Origin of the sequence: Ochrovirga pacifica (assembly GCF_000220525.1) — a bacterium.
In the GTDB taxonomy this organism is placed as follows: domain Bacteria; phylum Bacteroidota; class Bacteroidia; order Flavobacteriales; family Flavobacteriaceae; genus Ochrovirga; species Ochrovirga pacifica.
The window spans coordinates 39,573-60,253 of record NZ_AFPK01000043.1; the positions used below are offsets into that span (position 1 = coordinate 39,573).

Below are 20,681 nucleotides of genomic sequence, written 5' to 3' on the forward strand. Positions count from 1 at the left end.
TAAAATATGAAAAATATAGTTTGCTTTGGAGAAGTATTATGGGATGTATTTCCTGATGAAAAAAAAATAGGAGGAGCTCCTCTAAATGTTGCTGTACGACTACAATCTTTAGGCAACAACGTAAGTATAATTAGCAGTGTAGGTAATGATTTAGACGGAAAAAACATCTTAGATTTTGTTGCAAAAGCACAAGTAAACTCTCAAGAAATTCAAACGCATCTCTCAGAACAAACAGGAAGCGTTACCGTAAATTTAGACACAGAGGGTTCGGCAAGTTACGAAATAGACCATCCTAGAGCTTGGGATAAAATTCAGTTAACAGAAGGCAATCAACAAATGGTAAAAAGAGCTGATGCTTTTGTATACGGAAGTTTATCTGCTAGAGATCAAGTATCTAAAAACACATTAACTACCTTGTTACAATTAGCTCCTTATAAAATATTTGATGTAAACCTTAGAAAGCCCTACTACAGTTTTGCTCTTTTAAACAAGCTGATGCAAGAAGCTGATTTTATTAAGTTTAATGATGATGAAATTCTAGAAATAGCAGCGTATTACAAAACAACAAACAACAGCATAGAAGAAGCAATTGACTGCATTGTTAAAGAAACAAACACTGCTACTATATGTGTTACCCAAGGGAGTAAAGGAGCTGTGTTGTATAGCGATGGAAAACTGTACAGCAATTCGGGCTATGCCATAACTGTGGTTGATACGGTAGGAGCTGGAGATTCTTTTTTGGCTACGTTAGTAGATCAGCTACTAAAAGAAACTGATCCTCAAAATGCTATTGATTTGGCCTGTGCCATGGGTGCTTTGGTTGCCAGTCATAAAGGAGCAACTCCCAAAATTAACCAACAAGAAATTGATGCATTGATGCAGTCATAGACAGTATAACAACAAAAAAACCTTCTTTTTAGGATTTTATTAAAAATATTAAAAAGAATGTTTTTTTGAGACACATCAACAAGAAAGTATTTTGAGTTTTATAACTTGTAAAAAGTACAACCATTAAAAACGATTCAACATGATACTTTTTACTTTACTAACCGCACTACAAAAACCTGACGGAATTCCAAGTCCTAACGAAGACAACCCTTTAAACTTTTCGGACCCTTACGAGGTGATGGTTTATATTGTTTTACCCGTCTGTATTGCTGTATTTTATTTTGTATGGAGAAAAAAAAGAAGAAAATAGCAACTACATTGCAAGAAGTTTAAGTATAGTTTTTTTCTTAAATGGTTTTTGTAGCTAATTTTTAATTCTTTTTTAGCCCCTAACACAATCACTTTTAAAGCCAAAAAACACAAAATTCAACATTAAGAAAACAAACAGCTTATAATCAAACACTTAAACACCTAAAAACTCTTTAAAAAAAAATATTTTTTTGATTATTTTTTTTAGAAACTATCATTACTATTGCTGCATAAAATCGCACAAAAAACTCTGTAACCCTAAGGTTAACAAAGATGTAGCGTGTAAATAGATACTAATAAAAAAAGACCATGAAATCACAAAAAATCACCATTATTGCAAGTGCAATTTGTTTAGTAACCTCTGTAACTTGTTTGTCTCAAGAAAAAGAAAAACCATCACCAGAAAAATGGTTTAAAAACTTAGATAAAAATAAAGATGGAGAATTGTCTAAAAAAGAATTAGAAGGAAAAAAAATAGAAAACAAATTTGATTTAATAGACAAAGACAAAAACGGTACTATTACTTTAGAAGAGTTTTTAGCATTTGCCCAAAAAGGTAAAAAAGCTAAACCAGTACAGCCTGTAGAAGAGACCGAAGATTCTGAAGACGAAGGAGGAGAAGAATAATCCCTAAGTTTTTAGTATAAAGTGTAGAACTCTTTGCCATTGTGCAAAGAGTTTTTTTATGGTTAAATTTTATGAATATTTACAGCCTAAAGTTAAAGTTTCTAGATTTAGAACGCTACAGCAGTATTTAAATATTTTTTTACTGACAAGCTTATTAAATTTTCTTTGCTAGACTGACATGAACTTAGAAAATAGTTGTCGCTAAAAGTAACCATACTAATCTTTTGTAAGCTTTCTAAAATGATGTGAAAGCTAATTTGCAGAAGTTAGCCAGTTAGAGCCATATTTTAGTGCACGTATTCCTTAACTTAAAGCTTACAAAAGAAATGAACATTAAGAGATGTGATAATAAAATGTGAACATCAATTTTAAACTATAATTTATATTATGTTAAATAGAATTATAAAATAATAAGGACTGAATTTTCAGTCCCTAGTATTTTTACTGTTGCATTTTAGCTTGAGCCTCTGCTTGCTTTTTCATGGTTTCATTAGCTACAATACCTAACTCAACACGTCTGTTTTTCGCTTTACCTTCGGCAGTAGAATTGTCTGCTACGGGCATAGATTCACCTTCACCTTTTACAGTAAAACGATCTGCAGGAACTCCTAAGTTTTGTAAATAAGTAGCTACTGCGTTGGCACGTCTGTAAGACAGTTTTTGATTGTACTCTTCAGAACCATCTGCATCTGTGTGACCATAAACAAATAAATTGGTCTCAGGATATTTGTTTAACACTTCGGCCAGTTTGTTCAATGTGTTTTTTGTTTGTTCATTAATAGCAACTTTGTTCGAAGCAAAATAAATTCCTGCTCCTTCATCAAAAACTACATCAATACCTTCACCAACTCTGTACACCTGCGCACCAGGAATAGAATTCCTTAACTCTTCGGCTTGCTTGTCCATCTTTCTACCAATAATTACTCCTGTAGTACCTCCTACAGCAGCACCACTAATAGCACCAATAGCAGCTCCTTTTTTACCTCCAATTAAGGCACCAATACCAGCACCAATGGCAGCACCAGCACCTGTTCCTAAAACTCCTCCTTTTGTGGTATTGTTCATACTAGAACAACCTACAAACATGGTTGCACTTAAACATACTAAAATTGTGTTTCTTACTATTTTTTTCATCTTTTTTGTTTTTAGTTAAGTAAAAGTAATGATTCGTAAGAATTTACTTTGAACCATATCCAAAATAAATTAACTCTTTTAAAAATTCTTGTTTTACCAATTTAATAAGATGTACTATAAGAATAAAAAACAAAAGGTTGCCTTATTTGGACAACCTTTGGTAAGTACTGTTAACAATATCAAATTATTCTTTAAATTTCATATTGATAGCTGTATTTAGCTTTCGTTTGTAATCTTCTTCTAACCACATGATGTAGTTCTTGGTACTTTTAATCATGTAGTGAGAGTATTTTTTAATTCGATCTTTGATATCATCATCTAATAAAATAGCCAAGTCTCTAGCATCAAAAACGTCTTCGGCATTTTCATAGCACATTTGTGCGTGTTGTTCTACTGATTTGTCTAATACAATTTTAGACTTGATTCCTCTTTTAATTGCTTTATCGTATTCTTCTTTTACTTTGAATGTGATATCTTCCGTTTTGGCAAATTTCTCACGGATTTCTTTAGGCATATCATACACAAACTGTCTTTCAATTTCCTCATCATTGATCAAATTATCTAGGTAATAATCAGGAGATTTAAAAATACGTTTCCAATTAATAGGTGCACTCCACAAACCAAATCTGGCTGCATTGTTTCCTAAATCAATTACATTAAACTCTTTTTTGTTTTTAAATACACGCGAACCACGTCCAATCATCTGGTAATATAACGTGATGGATTTGGTAGCTCTGTTTAAAATAATAGTTTCTACACTAGGCTCATCAAAACCTGTGGTTAAAATACTAACCGAAGTTAAAATAGCATCTGGGGTTTCTTTAAACCACTTTAGGATTTCTATACGTTCTTGCTTAGAAAATGTATTGTCTAAATGTCTAACATTGTTGTATCCTGCTGCTTTAAAAGTATCGTAAACATGCCAAGAAGTGTTGATACCATTGTTAAATATCAATGTCTTTTTTCCTAATGATTTTTCTACATAGGCACTTAACAACTTGTCTTGCATTATGTTACTAGTATACAAATCATCCGAAGATTTAACTGTATAATCTCCATTAATCCCCACTTTTAAGCCTCCCAAAGCCACATCGTAAGTATATGTAGTTGCTTTTGCCAAGAAACCTCTTTCTATTAAAGTAGAAATAGGCTCTCCTACCAGCAGTTCATCATAAATTTCATTCATGGGTAGCTTGATGTTGGAACTTAACGGAGTAGCTGTAACACCTAAAATAAAACACTCTTGAAAGTACTTAAATAGTTTTCGGAAAGAATTGTAGTGAGCCTCATCGATAATCACCATGCTAATGTCATTCATGTCTAATAAATCATCGTTCAGACGGTTTTTAAGTGTTTCTACCATAGCCACAAAACACATGTACTCATCTTGATCGTCTAAGGATTTTACATCACTAGTAATTACTTTATTGGCTACACCAAACTCATCTAACATTTTAGAAGTCTGACTACTTAACTCAATTCTGTGCGTAAGGATTAGTACCTTTTTTTCTTTTTCACGAATAAATCTTCGAGCAATTTCAGAAAAAATTACAGTCTTTCCCCCTCCTGTTGGCAATTGAAAAACCAGGTTGTAATTAGAAGCCTTGTTTTCAATTTTATCAAAAACTTTGTCTATATTATCTTTTTGGTAGTCGTATAGTTCTTTCGATTTTGGGGCTTTACTTGGTACTTCTAATTTCATGTTTTGATTTTTTCCGTTTTGCAAAACTACGCAGTTTTTAAACTTTTATGAAATTATTAAAGACTTTTTAAACAACAAAAGATAGATTTTACCTGCTTTACTGGTGTAAAAACAGTTTTTGGAAGGCTATTTACAAGTTCTCCCACCAATTTTCTGATGACGGCTTTGCTCCTTTTACCTTGATTATATGCCCTACTTGTGGAGTGATAACGGGTAGTTTTAACTCTTTGGCTTTTGCTGTTACACGAATTATGGGATCTTTCCAGTCGTGGAGTGCTAATTTAAAACTCCCCCAGTGAATGGGCATTATTTTTTTTGCTTGTACATCTACACCTGCTTGTGCTGTTTCTTCGGGCATCATATGAATGTCTGCCCACATTTCGTTGTATTGTCCGCATTCCATCAAAGCCAAATCAAAAGGTCCGTATTTGTTTCCTATTTCTTTAAAATGAGATGCATATCCACTATCTCCACTAAAATAAATATTTTCCTTCTCGGACTTAATTACCCAAGAACTCCATAATGTTGTCTGACTAGTATTTAGTTTCCTTCCTGAGAAATGTTGTGCAGGTGTACATATCAGTTTTAGGTTTTCTTCGGTAGTGTGTTGCCACCAATCTAGCTCTGTAATTTTCTGTGAAGCTACTCCCCAAGCTTGTAAGTGTATGCCTACACCTAAAGGCACTACAAACCTATTTGTTTTGTCTTTTATTTTTAAAATTGTTTCATAATCCAAATGATCGTAGTGATCGTGAGAGAATAGAACGACATCAATTTCTGGTAAGTTTTCAAGAGCTAAAGGCAGTTCTTCCTGAAATCTAGAATCTCCCAACCATGGATGTGGAGCTGGTACCTTACCAAACATTGGATCTAATAATAGCGTTTTGTCTTGTATCTGCAATAAGAAAGAAGAATGTCCAAACCAAACCATTTGAGCTTCGGTTGATTGTAAGTTCCAAAAGGGAGAGGTTATGGATTCTACCTTTAAGCCTTTATCGGGTCTTCCATTGGGTACTTTGGTTGTAAAATAGGTATACATTAGCTGTATATTTTCTTTAAGACTCAACTTTTTAGGCACCGATTTGTTTGTGTTAAAAAATTTTCCTTCAAAAAATTGCTCGGACTTTTGGTAACGGTTTATGGCATCTTTAGAGAGTTCACCTCCAAAACTTGGATAATAATTGGTAAATAGTATATAAGCAATTAGTATGGTTACAACAATAGCAGCAATGGTTAGCATCATTTTTTTTAACATTATTATAATGGTTGATTTATTTTTTGACAAACTGTTTTGGGCTGTTTAAAGGGATTTCTAATTTCATATGCACTCGGTTTTACATAAGACAGCAAGGGGCTTAACAATCTATTTAAACATGCTTGTTGATGTTTGGCATATAGATTCATTCCAACAGGAACAGCACCTAAGCTACTCTTCATCAATTCAGCAGTTCTACCTAACTGTAGCGATAAAGCCTTTAACTCTATTGAGGTAGCTACATAATCGTACAACAATCTTTGATATAAAGGAATTTGTTGATTAGTTTGGTAATCGATTCCAACAAAATTGGCATCAAAAGAAGTGTAGTTGTGGCAACCAGTACTAAAAGCAACTAGGGTATCATCATAAAAATAAGCCTTAAAAACAAAGCGGTTTTCTAGCTCCTTCTTAAGCATATAAAAACCGTAAGCAGAGGGTTCTATCAAATAAAAGCTAGATGTTTGTATAACTGACTGTAGTAGTTCGTCAATGCGTTGCTGATGGTTTATAATATTCTGGGCTGTGAATTCTACAACCGCAACTTGGTTTGTTTTTTTATAGACACTTTTGGCTCTAGTTCTGTATTTGGTTGTCATCTGATTTAAATAATCTTGAAAACAGTTCCAGTTTTGGTTTAGAGTCAAAACCATATTTACATCTATCTGAAATTTAGAAGCCCAATTATTTAAATTATGCTGAGCCCAAAGCTCCTCTTGTTGATGAAACTCTTTAAATACTATAAAATCTATTTTGCGTTTTTGTTTTAGCCGTTCTACCAACACATCCATTATGGAATTCAACGTTTTTTTTACAGAATAATCTTTAAAATAAAAACCGTGAGCACCTGTAGAAAAAAAATTACCGCATAACAGTAAATTTCCATTTAACTTTTTTAATAGGTAGGTTCTAATTTTAGATTTTAATGAATCTGGGAACTTAGGTTGGTTAAAAAAAAGAGGACTAATTTGTATTTGTTGAAGATAAATAACACCAATAGGATTGTTGTTTTTGAATACCACAATGTATCCAAAAAGCATTTTAGCGTATTTACTTTCTTCTAAAGCTTTAAGGTAAGAAAAAGACAAATAAACCGAAGGAGGTTTTACTTTTTCCCACTGTTTTTTAATAAGTAAAATAGTAGAACTATACTGAATGTTTAGTTCTGAATTGATAACTATTTTTTCAATCATACATTAACTAAGCTTGCAAAAAATACACCTTAGTAGTATCCTAATAAGGTGTATCCTTACATTACATGTATGATTGTTTTAATAATCTTTAAATATGGCATGCATCATTCTCTTTTTATCATTGATGCTTTCTTCCATAGAAATCATAGTTTCAGTTCTTGTTACACCGTCAATATCATCAATAGAAAAGATAATGTCTTTTGCTTGATTAGTGTCTCTAGCTCTTATTTTACAGAAAATATTGTATTTACCAGCCGTGATGTAAGCAACCGTTACATTTGGAATTTCTTCTAAGGCAGCCAATACATTTCTAATTTTAGAGCTACTTTCTAAATACAATCCTACATGAGCTATAAAATTGTATTGCATTTTTTCATAATCTAAGGTCAATGTAGAACCTTTTATGATTCCTTCATCTTCCATTTTTTTCACACGTACGTGTATAGTTCCGGCAGATACTAATAACTTTTTTGCAATGTCCGTAAAAGGAGTCCTTGCATTGTCTATTAGCATATCTAAAATTTGATGATCAATTTCATCCAAATGATGTTTTTTCATGTTTTAGGTCTTACTTACTTCTTATTTTAACAAGTTACAAAAATACAATATTTATGAGCTCATTTGCATTTTTCTCATCTAAATATAGTTATTCTTAATGAAAATTTAAACTAAAATTCCTGATATGCGTAAAAACTACTTAAATCTCCTCTATCATACTCCACCAATTTGGAGATTAATTGATTGTTAACCACCTCATATTCATACTGAAAAGCAACATCAACCTTTTGATTTTTATCATCTAAAAAATTTCTTATGATAAGGTCGTAATTTTGCTTTCCATTGTTAGGAATATCAAAATAAGGTTGATAATGTGTGTATTTATCGTTAACAATTAAATACTCTAAGCCACTGACCAATGCATAAAAGTTAAATTTCCTTACCAAATCCCGATCGTAATCGTTAGGATAATGCCCTGCTTCTATTAAAATAGTATTGTGTCCTAGTTTTTGAAAATTGTCTCCTGTAGCTGTTGGATAAAACTCGTCCGTATACCTACCCACATGGTTTGGAATAAGTTGCTGTAAGGTATTGTTCATTGCAACAATAGCAGCCATGGTCTCTTTTCTTCCTGTTGTTAATGTTCTTTCTTCATCTTCTGAGGGAGCAAGAAAAGAAATGGTTGCTGGGTTTTTAAAACCTTCTACATTAAAAATAGTTCTTTGATCGTGTAAATTGAAACAAAAATGAGGTTTAAAGTTGTCTAAGATGCTTCTTAACAATTTACTTTCTACCGCCTGTTGGTCTACGGCATCTCTATTTAAATCTACTTGTTTGCTATTTACCCTTGTAAAAGCTTCGGAACCGTCTGGATTTAGCATAGGAATAAAAACTAAAGTACATTTGTTTATTAAGTCTTTTGCAAAATCGCTGTTAGCTATAAACTGATCTTTTAAATAATTAAATAAATCAAACAAAGCTTTGGTTCCCGTACTTTCATTTCCGTGCATCTGAGTCCATAACAATATTCTTTTAGGTCCATGGCCAAGAGTTACATTATAAATGTCTTTTCCCATTTCTGAACTTCCTGCTTTAGAAACTTTAAATGGAGATGGTAGATTAAGAAGCAATGGCTCTATGTCTTGTAAAAGTATTCTTCTTCCTACCAAGCTTTTTTCGGAGCTGTGTTGATACCAAGTATCTATGTGTTCTATTCTGTCTTTTTTCATTTTACAAAAGTAAACAACGTTTTGTTTACAATTGTGATTTACATTTGTACACAGTAAAGATTACATTTCTACACTTATCAATTCTCTCAAGTTCAGTTCCGTAATCTTAACTTCGTAAGCTATAAGTTACGCACTCCTTACTTAAACAACTTTACCTAAAATACTCTAATAACTTATTTATCAGTTATTTAAATCTACTTGTTTAAATCTATTTATATACTTAGATTAGATATGGCTGAGAAAATATTCAGCAATTCGTTTTTTTAGATTACATTTGTAAAAACAGGAGCTGCTTTTGGCAGCTTTAATTGAATTCACAATGTTAAACCAAGAAGCTTTTATTAATCGACTGAATGAAGTCTTTGAATATTACAATTTAACCGCAGCAAGTTTTGCTGATGAAATCAAAGTACAACGTTCTAGTATTTCTCATTTGCTATCAGGAAGGAACAAGCCAAGCCTCGATTTTGTTTTAAAAATGATTGATACTTATAAAGAATTAACTTTAGATTGGCTTTTGTATGGTAAAGGGAGCTTTCCTAAAGAAAAAGAGTTTGCTACACAACCAAACATAGCAACTAATAAAACAAAGTCCTCTCAGCCTGATTTGTTTTCTGAAAAAGATACAACAACAAGTGAAAAAACAAATGAGGATGAAATGATTGTAACACAAAAAAAAATAACAACTCCTTCAGACATTGAAAGAATTGTTATTTTTTATACAAATGGTACGTTTAAAGAGTACAAAAACGTTTGATAGATCTATTTAAATTAATCGACCGCTAGTTTTCTAACCCCTTCTTCTAATATACTTAAAATCTCTTTTTTATTGCTGTTTGACGATGATTTTTGCTTTGAAATGACCTCTCTTAAAAGACGAATACATTCAAAGTTAAAGTTGTATGCTTTGTATTTTAATCCGTTTTTTACAAAGTCATCCACCATAACTCTAATGGCTTCTTTATTGTTAGTTTTTGCAACCCAGTCAAATGCATCTTCAAAATCTTTTTTAAACTTTTCGTCTTGAATAAAGTACATTCCTGTAAGCAAATACTTAGCTACAAAACTTACATGTTCTTCTTTACGGTCTTCTAAATACATTTTTAACAACGGAACGTAAATTACATCTTTTACATCGTTAGGTAATTTTTCTGAAACTTTCTTTGCCAGTTCCTTATCTATGTAGTACATAGCAAGTAAACTATTGCCTTTCATTTTTGGAGACTTACTATCAATTCCTTTTTTAAAGATGGGTAAGTAGTCTCTGTTTACCAATTTTCCTAATATTGAAATTGCAGAAGCAGCTACATTTACATTTTCGCTATTCGCTAAACGTTCAATTTTTTGAATGATTTTTTTCTTTTTATGTTTGTCTGATAAGTTGATGTTCTCTAAGGCATATGATTGAATAACGTGATAAGGATCTTCTAAAGCGTTTACAAAAGTTTCAAAAACCTCTTTTTCTTCTTGTTTGTCTTTTAACTGTTCTAAAGCCTCTATCCTATCTTCAAAGTGTTTTACGTTGTTGTATTGATAAACCCATTGTTCTGTAGTTAACTCTGGTGTTGTTATTTCTGCCAATAACACATGGTTGCTATTTACTTTAATTAATTTGATATCCTTCTCATTTTCAAAAGGAAACTCAAATGTTTTTTCTTTTCCATTCATAAAAACATCAAACACATCCTTTTGTTTACTTTTGTAAACTGTTATTTGAATAGGAAAATCAAACTCTTTTTCTAATTGTGTAACTTTTACTTTTATTTTATTTCCCAATAAGTCATTTTGATAAGTAACTTTTAATCTGGGATGTCCGTAGTTGTAGTACCATTGGCTAAAGAACCACAGCAAATCTTCTCCAGAAACTTCTTCTAAAGCCAATCTTAATTGATGAGCTTCGGCTGCTTTGAACTTATTTTCTTGCAAGTACTTTTTAAGTCCCGCAAAAAACTTATCATCGCCTAGATAGTTTCTTAGCATGTGTAGCACCATTCCCCCTTTGTTATAGCTTACTACATCCAAAACATCGTCTACTTTGTTGTAGTTGTATCTTACCAAATGCTTATCGTAATTTTCTTTTAAACGGTTTTTGTTTAAGTAAGCATCTCTTGTTGTTTTTAAATGATCATTAGCTGCATCTTTTCCGTACTTAAATTCTTCCCAAAGAAACTCCGAGTAATTGGCAAAAGATTCGTTTAATGTTAGATTGGCCCAACTCTCTGTAGTAACCAAGTCTCCAAACCAATGGTGAAACAATTCGTGTGCAATTACTCGCTCCCAAGTATTTTCTTCCAACAATTCTCCTTCTGTTAACATGGCTGTTTCACTATGAATGACAGCTCCTGTATTTTCCATGGCACCACTCACAAAATCGCGCATAATTACCTGACTGTATTTATCCCAAGGATATTCCACTCCTGTTAACTCCGAAAAGAACGTTAACATTTCAGGTGTATTTTTAAACAATTCCTTAGCTGCTTCTAGGCTGTAATCAGGTTCTACATAATAGTCTACTAACTTTCCTTTCCAAGAGTCTTTAACTACCTTAAATTCTCCTACTCCCACAAAAAATAAATACGGAGCATGTGGCAATGTTTGTTTCCATACATCGGTTCTAGTTCCATCATTATTTTCTTTCTGAGAAATTAAATTTCCGTTAGACAAAGTCTTGTACTTAGAAGGAACCGTTAACGTAATTTGTTGTGTGGTTTTTTGATTGGGTTTGTCTATTGTAGGAAACCAAGTACTGTTTTGTTCTGGTTCACCCTGTGTCCAGATTTGTGTGGGTTTGTCTTTGTCAGTCCCTAAAGGATTGATAAAATACATTCCTTTATTGTCTGTAATGGCAACTCCGTCTACTTTTTCAATTTTATTTGGGTTTCCTCGGTACTTAATATATAGTTGAATTGTGTCTGATTTGGTATACTTTTTTGTAAGACTAATGTTCAGCTTTTCTTTGGTGTTGTAATATTTTACCGGAGTTCCTGCTTCTTTAACCTCATAAATATTCATTCCTTTAGCATCTAACTGAATTTGATCAGTGCTATCAAAATGAGGTTTTAGAGCAATCCAAGCTTTACCATTTACTGTTTGATCTTTAAAATTAAAGCTTAAATCTAGCTTTGTATCTATCAAATCTAACTCTTTAGTACTTGTCTTTCCATTGTCATCATAACGATACAACCTTTGTGCTTGTAGGTTTGTGTAAGTGATAACAATAAAAAATAATAGTGCAATTTGTTTCATATATTAATAAGTGATTAATGACGTTATGTTTGGTGTAATTTTTTGCAAAGATTCTACTCCATTTAAAAATGAAAGTGAAATTACAAAACTAAAACCGGCCACGTTGGCTTTTTGTTGCACTAAAAATGCTGCAGCTTCTGCCGTACCTCCTGTAGCCAGCAAGTCATCGTGTATTAAAACATTACTATTTTCTTTTACAGCATCTTCGTGTACTTCTATAGTTGCCGAACCATATTCTAATTTGTAGGATTGTTGCAATGTTTTGGCAGGTAATTTTCCTGCCTTACGAATTAAAATAAAAGGAACTTCTAATTTTTGAGCCAACAAAACACCAAACAAATATCCTCTAGATTCAATACCTGCTACGGCATCTATTTTTTTATGTTTGTGTGCATCTGCTAAGGCTTGAGCTATATTATTGGTCAGTTGGCTGTCTAATAGTATAGGAGTTATGTCTTTAAACAAAATTCCTTTTTTTGGAAAATCGGGGACATCTCTTATACTATTTTTTATATTGATTTCTAACTCCTTACTCATTTTTGTGTCTGTATTTTTCTGTTTGATGAAAAATTTCTTTTAAAATAGCAACATCTTCTAAACTTAGTTCTTGATTGGGTTTGTTTATAACCTTGGTAGCGGTTTCAATAGCTTTGTTAAAATCGTATGTTTTTTTATTTTTTGTACCTCCCCAGCTATATGATGGAACAAATTTATCAGGCATGTGCGATCCAAAAATATTTACAAATACTCCCAAAACAGTTCCTGTGTTAAACATGGTATTGATTCCTGTTTTAGAATGATCTCCCATCATCAAGCCACAGTTTTTTTGCTGTGTATCTTCAAAACTTTCCAGTTCGTAATTCCATAAACGAACATTGCTATAATTGTTTTTTAAGTTAGAAACATTTGTGTCGGCTCCAAAGTTACACCACTCTCCAACAACAGAATCTCCTAAATATCCTTCGTGGCCTTTATTAGAATTTGCAAACAAAATACTATTTTTTATTTCACCCCCTACTTTACAACCAGGGCCAATAGTGGTAGCACCATATATTTTTGCTCCCATTTTTACCACTGCTTTTTCCCCTAAAGCAATAGGACCTCTTAACATAGCTCCATCCAAAATTACAGCATCTTTACCTATATATATAGGACCAGAACTAGCATTTAAAAAACAAGGATTTATAAGAGCCCCTTCTTCTATAAAAATCTGTTCTTTTTCTACAGCCTGAACATAATTTGGGAGCTCTTCAGAAATACGATCATGCGTAATTTGTTTAAAATCTTCTCGTATAGCAACGTCATTTTTTAAAAACAAATCCCACTTATTTTCTAAGCTTTCCACATTCTTTAGGTAAATTGTATCGTAATCATCTAAATGAATTTCTTCTTGGTCTTCGGTAGAGTAAAAAGCAATTACCTCTTTATTACATACAATTTTCTGATGTGGTTTTAATTTTTTAACCTCTTCTATAAAATCTGTATTTGGTAAGTAACCAGAATTGATAAATACATTGAATTCCATCTCAACCAATGGATATTTATTCTCTAAATATTCTTCTGTTAAGGTTGTGGTGGTTGTTCTTAGTGCAGTTTCCCATTTTTCTCTTATGGTTAAAATTCCTATTCGCAAATCGGCAACAGGACGGGTAAAAGTAAAGGGTAATAATGAGTCTCTAAAAGAACCATCGTATAAAATATAATTCATAGAAGTTATGTGCTATTTTTTCTAATTTTTACATGTAGTAATATATTAAAAAACCGTTTAACAAAAATGATGCTAAACGGTTTATTATACCTGTTTTTTAATTGTTTTTAGCGAGAATAGTTTGGTGCTTCTTTGGTAATCGTTACATCATGCGGATGACTTTCTGCAATTCCCGAAGCAGTAATTCTTACAAACTCAGCCTTTTTTTGATCTTGAATTGTTGCAGCTCCACAATATCCCATACCGGCACGCAAACCACCAATAAATTGGTGCATGGTTTCGTACAACTCACCTTTATAAGGAACTCTTCCTTCAATTCCTTCTGGAACTAATTTTTTACTATTATCTTCTTCACCTTGGAAATACCTGTCTTTAGAACCTTTTTTCATGGCTTCTACAGACCCCATACCCCTGTAAGATTTAAACCTTCTTCCGTTAAACAAGATTACTTCTCCTGGTGCTTCTTTTGTTCCCGCTAATAAAGAACCTAACATTACAGAATCTGCTCCTGCAGCTATAGCTTTAGGAATGTCTCCAGTATAACGTACTCCACCATCCGCAATTACTGGTACACCTGTACCAGCCAGAGCTTCGGAAACCTGCATTACTGCAGATAGCTGAGGAAAACCAACTCCTGCAACCACACGTGTTGTACAAATAGAACCAGGACCAATCCCTACTTTTACAGCATCTGCACCTGCAGCTACTAAATCTTTAGCTGCCTTTACAGTAACAATATTACCTGCTACAACGTCTAAATTAGGATATGCATCTTTGATTTCTTTTAGTTTTTTTAAGATGTTGATAGAGTGTCCGTGAGCAGAATCTAAGACAACTGCATCTACCCCTTCTTTTACCAAAGCAGCAACTCTTTCCAAACAATCGTCTGTTACACCAATTGCAGCCGCTACTCTTAATCTTCCATATTCATCTTTATTGGCTTCAGGATTTTCTCTAACTTTTACTATATCTCTAAAAGTTATCAAACCTACCAGCTTAAAGTTATCATCTACAATAGGTAGTTTTTCTACCTTATTGTCTTGTAAAATTTCTTCAGCTTGTTTTAAAGAAGTTCCTGCAGATACAGTTACCAAACCTTCAGAGGTCATTACTTCTTGAATTTTTCTTTCAAAATTCTTTTCAAATCTTAAATCTCTGTTAGTTACAATTCCTTTTAATATATCGTTTTCATCAACAACAGGAATTCCTCCAATTTTGTGTTCTCTCATCAACAAATTGGCATCGTTAACTGTTTGATCTGCAGTAATAGTAACTGGTTCTAAAATCATTCCTGCTTCAGAACGTTTTACTTTTTTTACCTGTTTAGCTTGTGCCTTTATCGACATATTTTTATGAATCACTCCAATTCCTCCTTCTCTGGCAATGGCAATGGCCATGCTAGATTCTGTTACTGTATCCATAGCAGCAGATACAATTGGAGTGTTTAAAGGAATATTTCTAGAAAATTTAGATTTTATAGAGACCGTATTGGGTAACACTTCTGAATAGGCTGGGACTAGTAATACATCATCGTAAGTAAGTCCTTCAGAAATAACTTTTGTGGTAGACATTTGCAATAGATATGAATTAATTGCATGCAAATATACGAAATAATTCAACAAAGAAATAGTTTCTGAAAAAAGAAAAAAGAGGGGTTTAAAAATTGTTCCTAAAGTTGATTTTAATTAACTTTAATTATGTATTTAACTTGTAAAATTTAACCATGAAAAATATTATTATTCCTGTAGATTTTTCAAAATATTCAGAATATGCGTTAAAAGTAGGTGCTCAGTTTGCTAAAAAACACAACACCAAGCTAACTTTAGTGCACATGTTGGAAATGCCTACTGGATATTCGGATCATAGTGTAGACCAAAAAACCACTGTGTTTATGCTAAAATTGGCCGAAAAAAAATTTGATGAATTTATTGACAAAGATTACTTAGAAGATGTTTCTGTAGACCTTGTGATTAAACACTATGCATTATTTCCCGAAATTGGAGTTTTGGCCAAAGAATTAAATGCGGATTTAATTATAATGGGGTCGCATGGTGTAAGCGAACACGACGATTTTTTTCTAGGTTCTAATACCGAAAAAGTTGTAAAAACATCTAAAATTCCTGTGTTAGTCATTAAAAAAGAAATTGATTCTATCGATTTTGATAAAGTTGTTTATGTTAGTGATTTTAAAACAGAATCTGTAGAAGCTTATCAAAAAGCAAAAACATTCTTTAATTTAATAAAGGTAAAACCCAAACTTTTGTTTATTAACAAAGCCGACGGTGGTTTTGTTTCAACCAAAGAAATGGAGACTAGATTTCAGAACTTTTTACAAAAAGCAGATGGAAATCTAGACAATCTATCTTACTTTGATAATTATGATGATTATACGGTTTTAGATGGGGTTAAGTACTATGTGGAAAAAAACAATATTTCATTGGTTTCTATTGCTACCCACGGAAAATCTAGTATTTCTAAATTTTTTAATCACAGTGTGTCTTTAGAAATAGCCAATCATTTAGAGACTCCTGTGCTTACCTTACTTATTTCATAATAAAGTTAATTTTAATATCGAAAAAGTCGTAGCAGCTTATGTTACGACTTTTTTTGATGCTTGTTTACAAGCAATGCTACAGTTGCATCACCTGTAACATTTACAGTAGTTCTTAACATATCTAAAGGTCTATCTACAGCAAAAATTAAGGCCAATCCTATTGATAGTAAATCTTTAGGAAAACCAATACTATCTAATACTATAATAAGCATTACCATTCCTGCACCAGGTACAGCTGCTGATCCTATTGAAGCCAATAAAGCAGTAATAATAATAGTGATTTGATTTTCGAAAATTAAACCTTCTGGCCACAATACTTGCATAATAAAAACTGCTGCTACTGCTTGATACAAACTTGTTCCATCCATATTAATGGTTGCTCCTACCGGTAGCACAAAACTAGCTACCTCATTTTTTACCCCTAAGTGCTCTTCAACTCTTTCCATGGTTATTGGCAAGGTAGCTGCACTAGAACTTGTAGAGAAAGCAAGCAATTGTGCTGGTGCAATATTTTTTAAAAACCATAAAGGTGATTTTTTTAAGAAAATAGCAATACACAAACTATAAAAAACAATCATTAGTGCCAACCCTCCTATTACTACCAATGCGTATTTTAATAAAGCCATTAAAACACTGGTATCATTAGAGGTTACAATTACCGATGCCAATAATGCAAAAACTGCATAAGGAGCAAATAACATAATGATGTCTATCATTTTTAAGACGACTTCATTTAGCGAATCAAAGAATTTTCTTAACGGTTTTGCCTTTTTCTTATCAATTAACAACAAACAAAAACCAAGAAACAAAGTAAATACAATTACCTGTAACATATTTTTATTGTTGCTCATGGCATGAATAATGTTACTAGGAACAATATCTTCTACAAACTGTAAAGGGCCATTACTTTTTTGGGCAGCAGCAGTATTTAATTTGTCTTGTAAAGAAGCATCCGCTGCATAAGTGTCTTTTAAAACTTGTACTGTTTCTGACGAAATTCCTTCTCCGGGTTTTATTACATTTACAATTGTTAGCCCAATAACGATGGCAACTATTGTTGTAAAAATATACGTCACCACAGTTCTAATTCCCATAGACTTAAACTTAGAAATATCTTTTAAATCTGCCACACCTTTGATAAGAGACCCCATGATTAGAGGCATGGCAATTAACTTTAACAGATTTACAAAAATAGTCCCGAATGGTTTTATCCAATGGATTGTGAACTCTTTTCCTCCTGGAATTCCAGAACAAATCAATCCAAAAATAATTCCTAAAATTAGTCCTATAATTATTTTCCAATGGAGAGCTAGTTTTTTCATAATTCTGTCTAAGGGTTTGGATTCCAAAAATAGAAATTATAATACAATCTAAAGGTGTGTATTAGCAGTTACATTTCCCATCTTTACAGGAACTTTTGTCTTTTTTAAAAAACTTTGAATATAAAATCCATCCTGCAATAACAAAAGTTAAAACAACTAATATAGGTTGAATAAATCTCATCAGCTTAGTGTTTGATATGCAATAAATGCAGTTAAATAAGCAAATCCAGACATAGCAAACATTTGAATTAATGGCCATTTCCATCCATTGGTTTCTCTTTTTACAATGGCAATAGTACTCATACACTGCATGGCAAAAGCGTAAAATAATAAGATAGATATTCCTGTTGCAAAAGAATATACGGGTTTTTCTGTGCCGTCGTATACTTCTTTTTTCATACGTTCTTTTATGGTTGATTCGTCTTCACTTCCAATACTGTAAATTGTAGCTAAAGTTCCAACAAATACTTCTCTAGCGGCAAAAGAAGTAATCACTGCTACTCCTATTTTCCAATCATAGCCTAAAGGTCTAATTACAGGTTCAATAAATTTACCCATCACCCCAATGTATGAGTTTTCTAATTTGTAAGAGGCAATTTTAGCTCCTAATTCTCCTTCTGATAAATTTGGGTGGCTTGCTTGTACTGCTTCTTGAGCATTGCTCAATCGATCCCCAGGTCCGTAAGAAGCCAACCCCCAAAGTATAATAGAGATTGCTAGTATAATTTTACCTGCCTCAAAAACAAAAGCTTTAGTTTTTTCTACCACATTGTACGCTACATTTTTAAACAAAGGAAGTTTGTAATTGGGCATTTCTACCACAAAGTAAGATTTGGATACTATGTGAAGGACTTTGTCTAAAATAGCTGCAGCTATAATTGCAGTTGCAAAACCTAATAAATACAAAGTCATTAAAACCAACCCTTGAACATTAAAGGATAAAAAAGTCTGTTCTTTAGGAATAATCAAACTAATAATAATAGCGTATACAGGCAAACGAGCAGAACAAGTAGTAAATGGAGTTACTAGAATAGTAATCAATCGTTCTTTCCAGTTCTCTATATTTCTGGCAGACATAATTGCTGGTATGGCACAAGCTGTTCCTGAAATTAAGGGCACAATACTTTTTCCACTCAACCCAAAACGTCTCATCAATCGATCCATTAAAAAAACAACACGGCTCATGTATCCGCTTTCTTCTAATACAGATGTAAACAGAAATAAAAATGCTATTTGAGGAATAAAAATTACAATTCCTCCAATTCCTGGTACAATTCCCTCTGAAACCAAATTGGTAAAAACACCTGGCGGTAAGTTGTTGCTTGTCCACTGAGCTAAGTTTGCAAAACTTTCATCAATCCAGTCCATAGGAACCGATGACCAAGAAAACAATGCTTGAAATACAAGGAACAACAACGTAAAAAAGATTGCATATCCGTATACTTTATGTATTAAAATTCTATCTAAAAATGTTCTTAAATCCTTAGCTGACTGTGGGTCTTGAGAAAAAGTATTTTCTAGAACTTTTTTAATAAACTGGTAACGCCTAACTGTTTCTAAATGATGTTTGTTGGTTTTTTCTTTTGGTAAAACCGACTGGCCCTTATTTACATCTACAAAACATGGGGTTGTGTCCAATTCCTTATAATTGGCCAATAAATCTTTAAGGTGAGAAATTCCTTTGTTTTTTTTAGTGCTGATTAAAGAAATTTTGGTTTTTAATTGTTTCTCTAATTTAGGAATATCAATATCTATTCCTCTTAAAGCCATTCGATCAGCCATATTTACGGCCAAAACAGTTGGAATTCCTAAGTCTTTAATTTGTGTGTAGATGTATAAATTACGTTTTAAATTTTCAATATCCACCACCACCACTACCACATCAGGATAATTTGGATTTTCTTTTTGCGTTAATACAGAAACAGCTACATCCTCGTCAATAGAACTTGGATTTAAACTATAAGTACCAGGTAAATCTATAATTTCTGCATCAATCTTTTGATCGATTTTACTAAAACCTATTTTTTTATCAACGGTAATTCCAGGATAATTTCCTACTTTTTGATTCAACCCTGTTAGTCTATTAAACAAAGAGGTTTTTCCCGTATTTGGGTTTCCTATTAAAGCTACTTTTAGTGTACTCATATTTTTTCTACCCAAATTTTTGTTGCCATTTCTAACCGAATAGCTACATACGTTCCACTAATATTTATATACAAAGGGTCTTGCATTGGGGCACGTTGTAAAACTTCTATATAGTTCCCTTCTATACATCCCATCTCAATTAGTTTTAAAGGAATTATATCTTCTTGATATGACTTGATAATAGCCCTTTCTCCTCTTTGCAAATCGGCAACTGTATGTATTTTCATTCAATAGAATTCTGTAGTTAAAACCTTTAATAAAATTTAATTCTCTAAATCAAATTAAAAAGTATAAAGGTCTGCAAAGATATAAACTATTTAGATTTATTTAAAATTAACAAAGCCAAATATATCTGAATAGAAAAAATCTTGTCTTAAAAAAAAGACAAGATTTTTAGATACAAAAACAAACTTTTATTAACAATCTATAAACTCGAAATGGTTAAAGATGAAACAAAGATATTAATTGTATTTATTCTAAATAAAAATAAAGTATTATTTTTGAAAAAAATACATTTATGAAATCATATAAAATAATTTATGCCAACCATTTTGGGAATAGTTGTCTGTTACTAGAAAGTTTAAATCAAAAAATAGTTTATTTAGAATTCAACCAACTTATACTTTCAGTAGAAACCCAAGAATTAAACTCCTTTATTAAATCAACTCAAGAAATAATTAACCTACACTCTAATTGCAAATGTCCTAGAGACTTTAAAAACAAAATGATTGTTTATAAAGGCAATCAAATGGAAATAAAAATGGTCTTAAGCTATAATCAATTACTACAGTTAATTGATTTATTAAAAGGAACAGTTTTTAAAATTTCTATGGATGATATCTTAAAATCTTATAGAATCAAAAACTAAAAA

19 protein-coding genes are annotated in these 20,681 nt (G+C 32.2%); 6 read left to right on the forward strand and 13 right to left on the reverse strand.

The features are described from left to right. Nucleotides 1-6 precede the first annotated feature (6 nt). The 3 genes from FS85_RS0108775 (at nt 7) to FS85_RS15390 (ending at nt 1,824) form a co-directional block, all read left to right on the forward strand. Nucleotides 7-888 (forward strand): carbohydrate kinase family protein, encoded by an 882-nt coding sequence (locus FS85_RS0108775; protein ID WP_010135839.1) that lies wholly within the window; start codon nt 7-9, stop codon nt 886-888. A gap of 139 nt (nt 889-1,027) precedes the next feature. Beyond that, nucleotides 1,028-1,198 (forward strand): adenylosuccinate synthetase, encoded by a 171-nt coding sequence (locus FS85_RS0108780; protein ID WP_010135840.1) that lies wholly within the window; start codon nt 1,028-1,030, stop codon nt 1,196-1,198. A gap of 308 nt (nt 1,199-1,506) precedes the next feature. Continuing rightward, a complete protein-coding gene (locus FS85_RS15390; RefSeq protein ID WP_010135841.1) occupies nt 1,507-1,824 on the forward strand; it encodes an EF-hand domain-containing protein in 318 nt (105 codons plus the stop codon). A gap of 441 nt (nt 1,825-2,265) precedes the next feature. On the opposite strand, the gene FS85_RS0108790 is transcribed toward FS85_RS15390, so the two are convergent. From FS85_RS0108790 to FS85_RS0108815, 6 genes are all read right to left on the reverse strand, one after another. Next, on the reverse strand, nt 2,266-2,958 hold the full coding sequence (locus FS85_RS0108790) for an OmpA family protein (RefSeq protein WP_010135842.1): 693 nt from the start codon (nt 2,956-2,958) through the stop codon (nt 2,266-2,268). A gap of 184 nt (nt 2,959-3,142) precedes the next feature. Continuing rightward, nucleotides 3,143-4,660: a DEAD/DEAH box helicase gene (locus FS85_RS0108795; protein ID WP_033194659.1), complete on the reverse strand. Its 1,518-nt coding sequence runs from the start codon at nt 4,658-4,660 to the stop codon at nt 3,143-3,145. Between the two features lie 130 nt (nt 4,661-4,790). After that, nucleotides 4,791-5,915 carry an MBL fold metallo-hydrolase gene (locus FS85_RS0108800; RefSeq protein WP_237706955.1) on the reverse strand — a complete coding sequence of 375 codons (1,125 nt, stop codon included), beginning with the start codon at nt 5,913-5,915 and terminating at the stop codon, nt 4,791-4,793. Nucleotides 5,916-5,917: 2 nt separating this feature from the next. Continuing rightward, nucleotides 5,918-7,108: a hypothetical protein gene (locus tag FS85_RS0108805; protein ID WP_010135845.1), complete on the reverse strand. Its 1,191-nt coding sequence runs from the start codon at nt 7,106-7,108 to the stop codon at nt 5,918-5,920. 78 nt (nt 7,109-7,186) lie between these two features. After that, complete coding sequence (locus FS85_RS0108810; RefSeq protein ID WP_010135847.1) at nt 7,187-7,666, reverse strand: Lrp/AsnC family transcriptional regulator; 480 nt, start codon at nt 7,664-7,666, stop codon at nt 7,187-7,189. 110 nt (nt 7,667-7,776) lie between these two features. Beyond that, nucleotides 7,777-8,835, reverse strand: a complete 1,059-nt coding sequence (locus FS85_RS0108815; RefSeq protein WP_010135848.1) for a M14 family zinc carboxypeptidase — start codon at nt 8,833-8,835, stop codon at nt 7,777-7,779. A gap of 295 nt (nt 8,836-9,130) precedes the next feature. Here FS85_RS0108815 and FS85_RS0108820 point away from each other — a divergent pair, with 295 nt between their 5' ends. Next, nucleotides 9,131-9,592 carry a helix-turn-helix transcriptional regulator gene (locus tag FS85_RS0108820; RefSeq protein ID WP_010135849.1) on the forward strand — a complete coding sequence of 154 codons (462 nt, stop codon included), beginning with the start codon at nt 9,131-9,133 and terminating at the stop codon, nt 9,590-9,592. 14 nt (nt 9,593-9,606) lie between these two features. Here FS85_RS0108820 and FS85_RS0108825 read toward each other — a convergent pair whose 3' ends face one another. The 4 genes from FS85_RS0108825 to guaB form a co-directional block, all read right to left on the reverse strand. Beyond that, a complete protein-coding gene (locus FS85_RS0108825) occupies nt 9,607-12,081 on the reverse strand; it encodes a M1 family metallopeptidase (RefSeq protein WP_010135850.1) in 2,475 nt (824 codons plus the stop codon). Nucleotides 12,082-12,084: 3 nt separating this feature from the next. Next, nucleotides 12,085-12,618, reverse strand: coding sequence for an adenine phosphoribosyltransferase (locus FS85_RS0108830; protein WP_010135851.1), 534 nt, complete (start codon nt 12,616-12,618; stop codon nt 12,085-12,087). Further along, nucleotides 12,611-13,789 (reverse strand): putative sugar nucleotidyl transferase, encoded by a 1,179-nt coding sequence (locus tag FS85_RS0108835; RefSeq protein WP_010135852.1) that lies wholly within the window; start codon nt 13,787-13,789, stop codon nt 12,611-12,613. Before FS85_RS0108835 ends, FS85_RS0108830 begins: the two co-directional genes overlap by 8 nt. Before the next feature lie 107 nt (nt 13,790-13,896). After that, on the reverse strand, nt 13,897-15,360 hold the full coding sequence (gene guaB, locus FS85_RS0108840) for an IMP dehydrogenase (protein WP_010135853.1): 1,464 nt from the start codon (nt 15,358-15,360) through the stop codon (nt 13,897-13,899). Nucleotides 15,361-15,512: 152 nt separating this feature from the next. On the opposite strand from guaB, the gene FS85_RS0108845 reads away from it, so the two are divergent. Further along, complete coding sequence (locus FS85_RS0108845) at nt 15,513-16,343, forward strand: universal stress protein (RefSeq protein WP_010135854.1); 831 nt, start codon at nt 15,513-15,515, stop codon at nt 16,341-16,343. A gap of 41 nt (nt 16,344-16,384) precedes the next feature. Here the strand turns inward: FS85_RS0108845 and FS85_RS0108850 are convergent, their stop codons facing one another. From FS85_RS0108850 to FS85_RS0108860, 3 genes are all read right to left on the reverse strand, one after another. Then, the gene (locus FS85_RS0108850; protein ID WP_010135855.1) at nt 16,385-17,665 is read right to left on the reverse strand and encodes a dicarboxylate/amino acid:cation symporter; all 1,281 of its coding nucleotides are present in this window, start codon (nt 17,663-17,665) and stop codon (nt 16,385-16,387) included. A 180-nt stretch (nt 17,666-17,845) separates the two neighbouring features. After that, on the reverse strand, nt 17,846-19,810 hold the full coding sequence (feoB, locus tag FS85_RS0108855) for a ferrous iron transport protein B (protein ID WP_010135856.1): 1,965 nt from the start codon (nt 19,808-19,810) through the stop codon (nt 17,846-17,848). After that, nucleotides 19,807-20,037 carry a FeoA family protein gene (locus FS85_RS0108860; RefSeq protein WP_010135857.1) on the reverse strand — a complete coding sequence of 77 codons (231 nt, stop codon included), beginning with the start codon at nt 20,035-20,037 and terminating at the stop codon, nt 19,807-19,809. The genes feoB and FS85_RS0108860 overlap by 4 nt, the downstream gene beginning before the upstream one ends. A 290-nt stretch (nt 20,038-20,327) precedes the next feature. Between FS85_RS0108860 and FS85_RS0108865 the strand changes: the two genes are divergently transcribed. Further along, entirely contained in the window at nt 20,328-20,678 is a 351-nt protein-coding gene (locus tag FS85_RS0108865) for a hypothetical protein (protein ID WP_010135858.1), read from the forward strand. The last annotated feature ends 3 nt before the right edge of the window (nt 20,679-20,681 follow it).

What these genes read in the sequence shown, in the direction of transcription:
- FS85_RS0108775 (WP_010135839.1), top strand. Translation starts at nt 7, where the DNA reads ATGAAAAATATAGTTTGCTTTGGAGAAGTATTATGGGATGTATTTCCT.
- FS85_RS0108780 (WP_010135840.1), top strand. Translation starts at nt 1,028, where the DNA reads ATGATACTTTTTACTTTACTAACCGCACTACAAAAACCTGACGGAATT.
- FS85_RS15390 (WP_010135841.1), top strand. Translation starts at nt 1,507, where the DNA reads ATGAAATCACAAAAAATCACCATTATTGCAAGTGCAATTTGTTTAGTA.
- FS85_RS0108790 (WP_010135842.1), bottom strand. Translation starts at nt 2,958, where the DNA reads ATGAAAAAAATAGTAAGAAACACAATTTTAGTATGTTTAAGTGCAACC.
- FS85_RS0108795 (WP_033194659.1), bottom strand. Translation starts at nt 4,660, where the DNA reads ATGAAATTAGAAGTACCAAGTAAAGCCCCAAAATCGAAAGAACTATAC.
- FS85_RS0108800 (WP_237706955.1), bottom strand. Translation starts at nt 5,915, where the DNA reads ATGTTAAAAAAAATGATGCTAACCATTGCTGCTATTGTTGTAACCATA.
- FS85_RS0108805 (WP_010135845.1), bottom strand. Translation starts at nt 7,108, where the DNA reads ATGATTGAAAAAATAGTTATCAATTCAGAACTAAACATTCAGTATAGT.
- FS85_RS0108810 (WP_010135847.1), bottom strand. Translation starts at nt 7,666, where the DNA reads ATGAAAAAACATCATTTGGATGAAATTGATCATCAAATTTTAGATATG.
- FS85_RS0108815 (WP_010135848.1), bottom strand. Translation starts at nt 8,835, where the DNA reads ATGAAAAAAGACAGAATAGAACACATAGATACTTGGTATCAACACAGC.
- FS85_RS0108825 (WP_010135850.1), bottom strand. Translation starts at nt 12,081, where the DNA reads ATGAAACAAATTGCACTATTATTTTTTATTGTTATCACTTACACAAAC.
- FS85_RS0108830 (WP_010135851.1), bottom strand. Translation starts at nt 12,618, where the DNA reads ATGAGTAAGGAGTTAGAAATCAATATAAAAAATAGTATAAGAGATGTC.
- FS85_RS0108835 (WP_010135852.1), bottom strand. Translation starts at nt 13,789, where the DNA reads ATGAATTATATTTTATACGATGGTTCTTTTAGAGACTCATTATTACCC.
- guaB (WP_010135853.1), bottom strand. Translation starts at nt 15,360, where the DNA reads ATGTCTACCACAAAAGTTATTTCTGAAGGACTTACTTACGATGATGTA.
- FS85_RS0108845 (WP_010135854.1), top strand. Translation starts at nt 15,513, where the DNA reads ATGAAAAATATTATTATTCCTGTAGATTTTTCAAAATATTCAGAATAT.
- FS85_RS0108850 (WP_010135855.1), bottom strand. Translation starts at nt 17,665, where the DNA reads ATGAAAAAACTAGCTCTCCATTGGAAAATAATTATAGGACTAATTTTA.
- feoB (WP_010135856.1), bottom strand. Translation starts at nt 19,810, where the DNA reads ATGAGTACACTAAAAGTAGCTTTAATAGGAAACCCAAATACGGGAAAA.
- FS85_RS0108860 (WP_010135857.1), bottom strand. Translation starts at nt 20,037, where the DNA reads ATGAAAATACATACAGTTGCCGATTTGCAAAGAGGAGAAAGGGCTATT.
- FS85_RS0108865 (WP_010135858.1), top strand. Translation starts at nt 20,328, where the DNA reads ATGAAATCATATAAAATAATTTATGCCAACCATTTTGGGAATAGTTGT.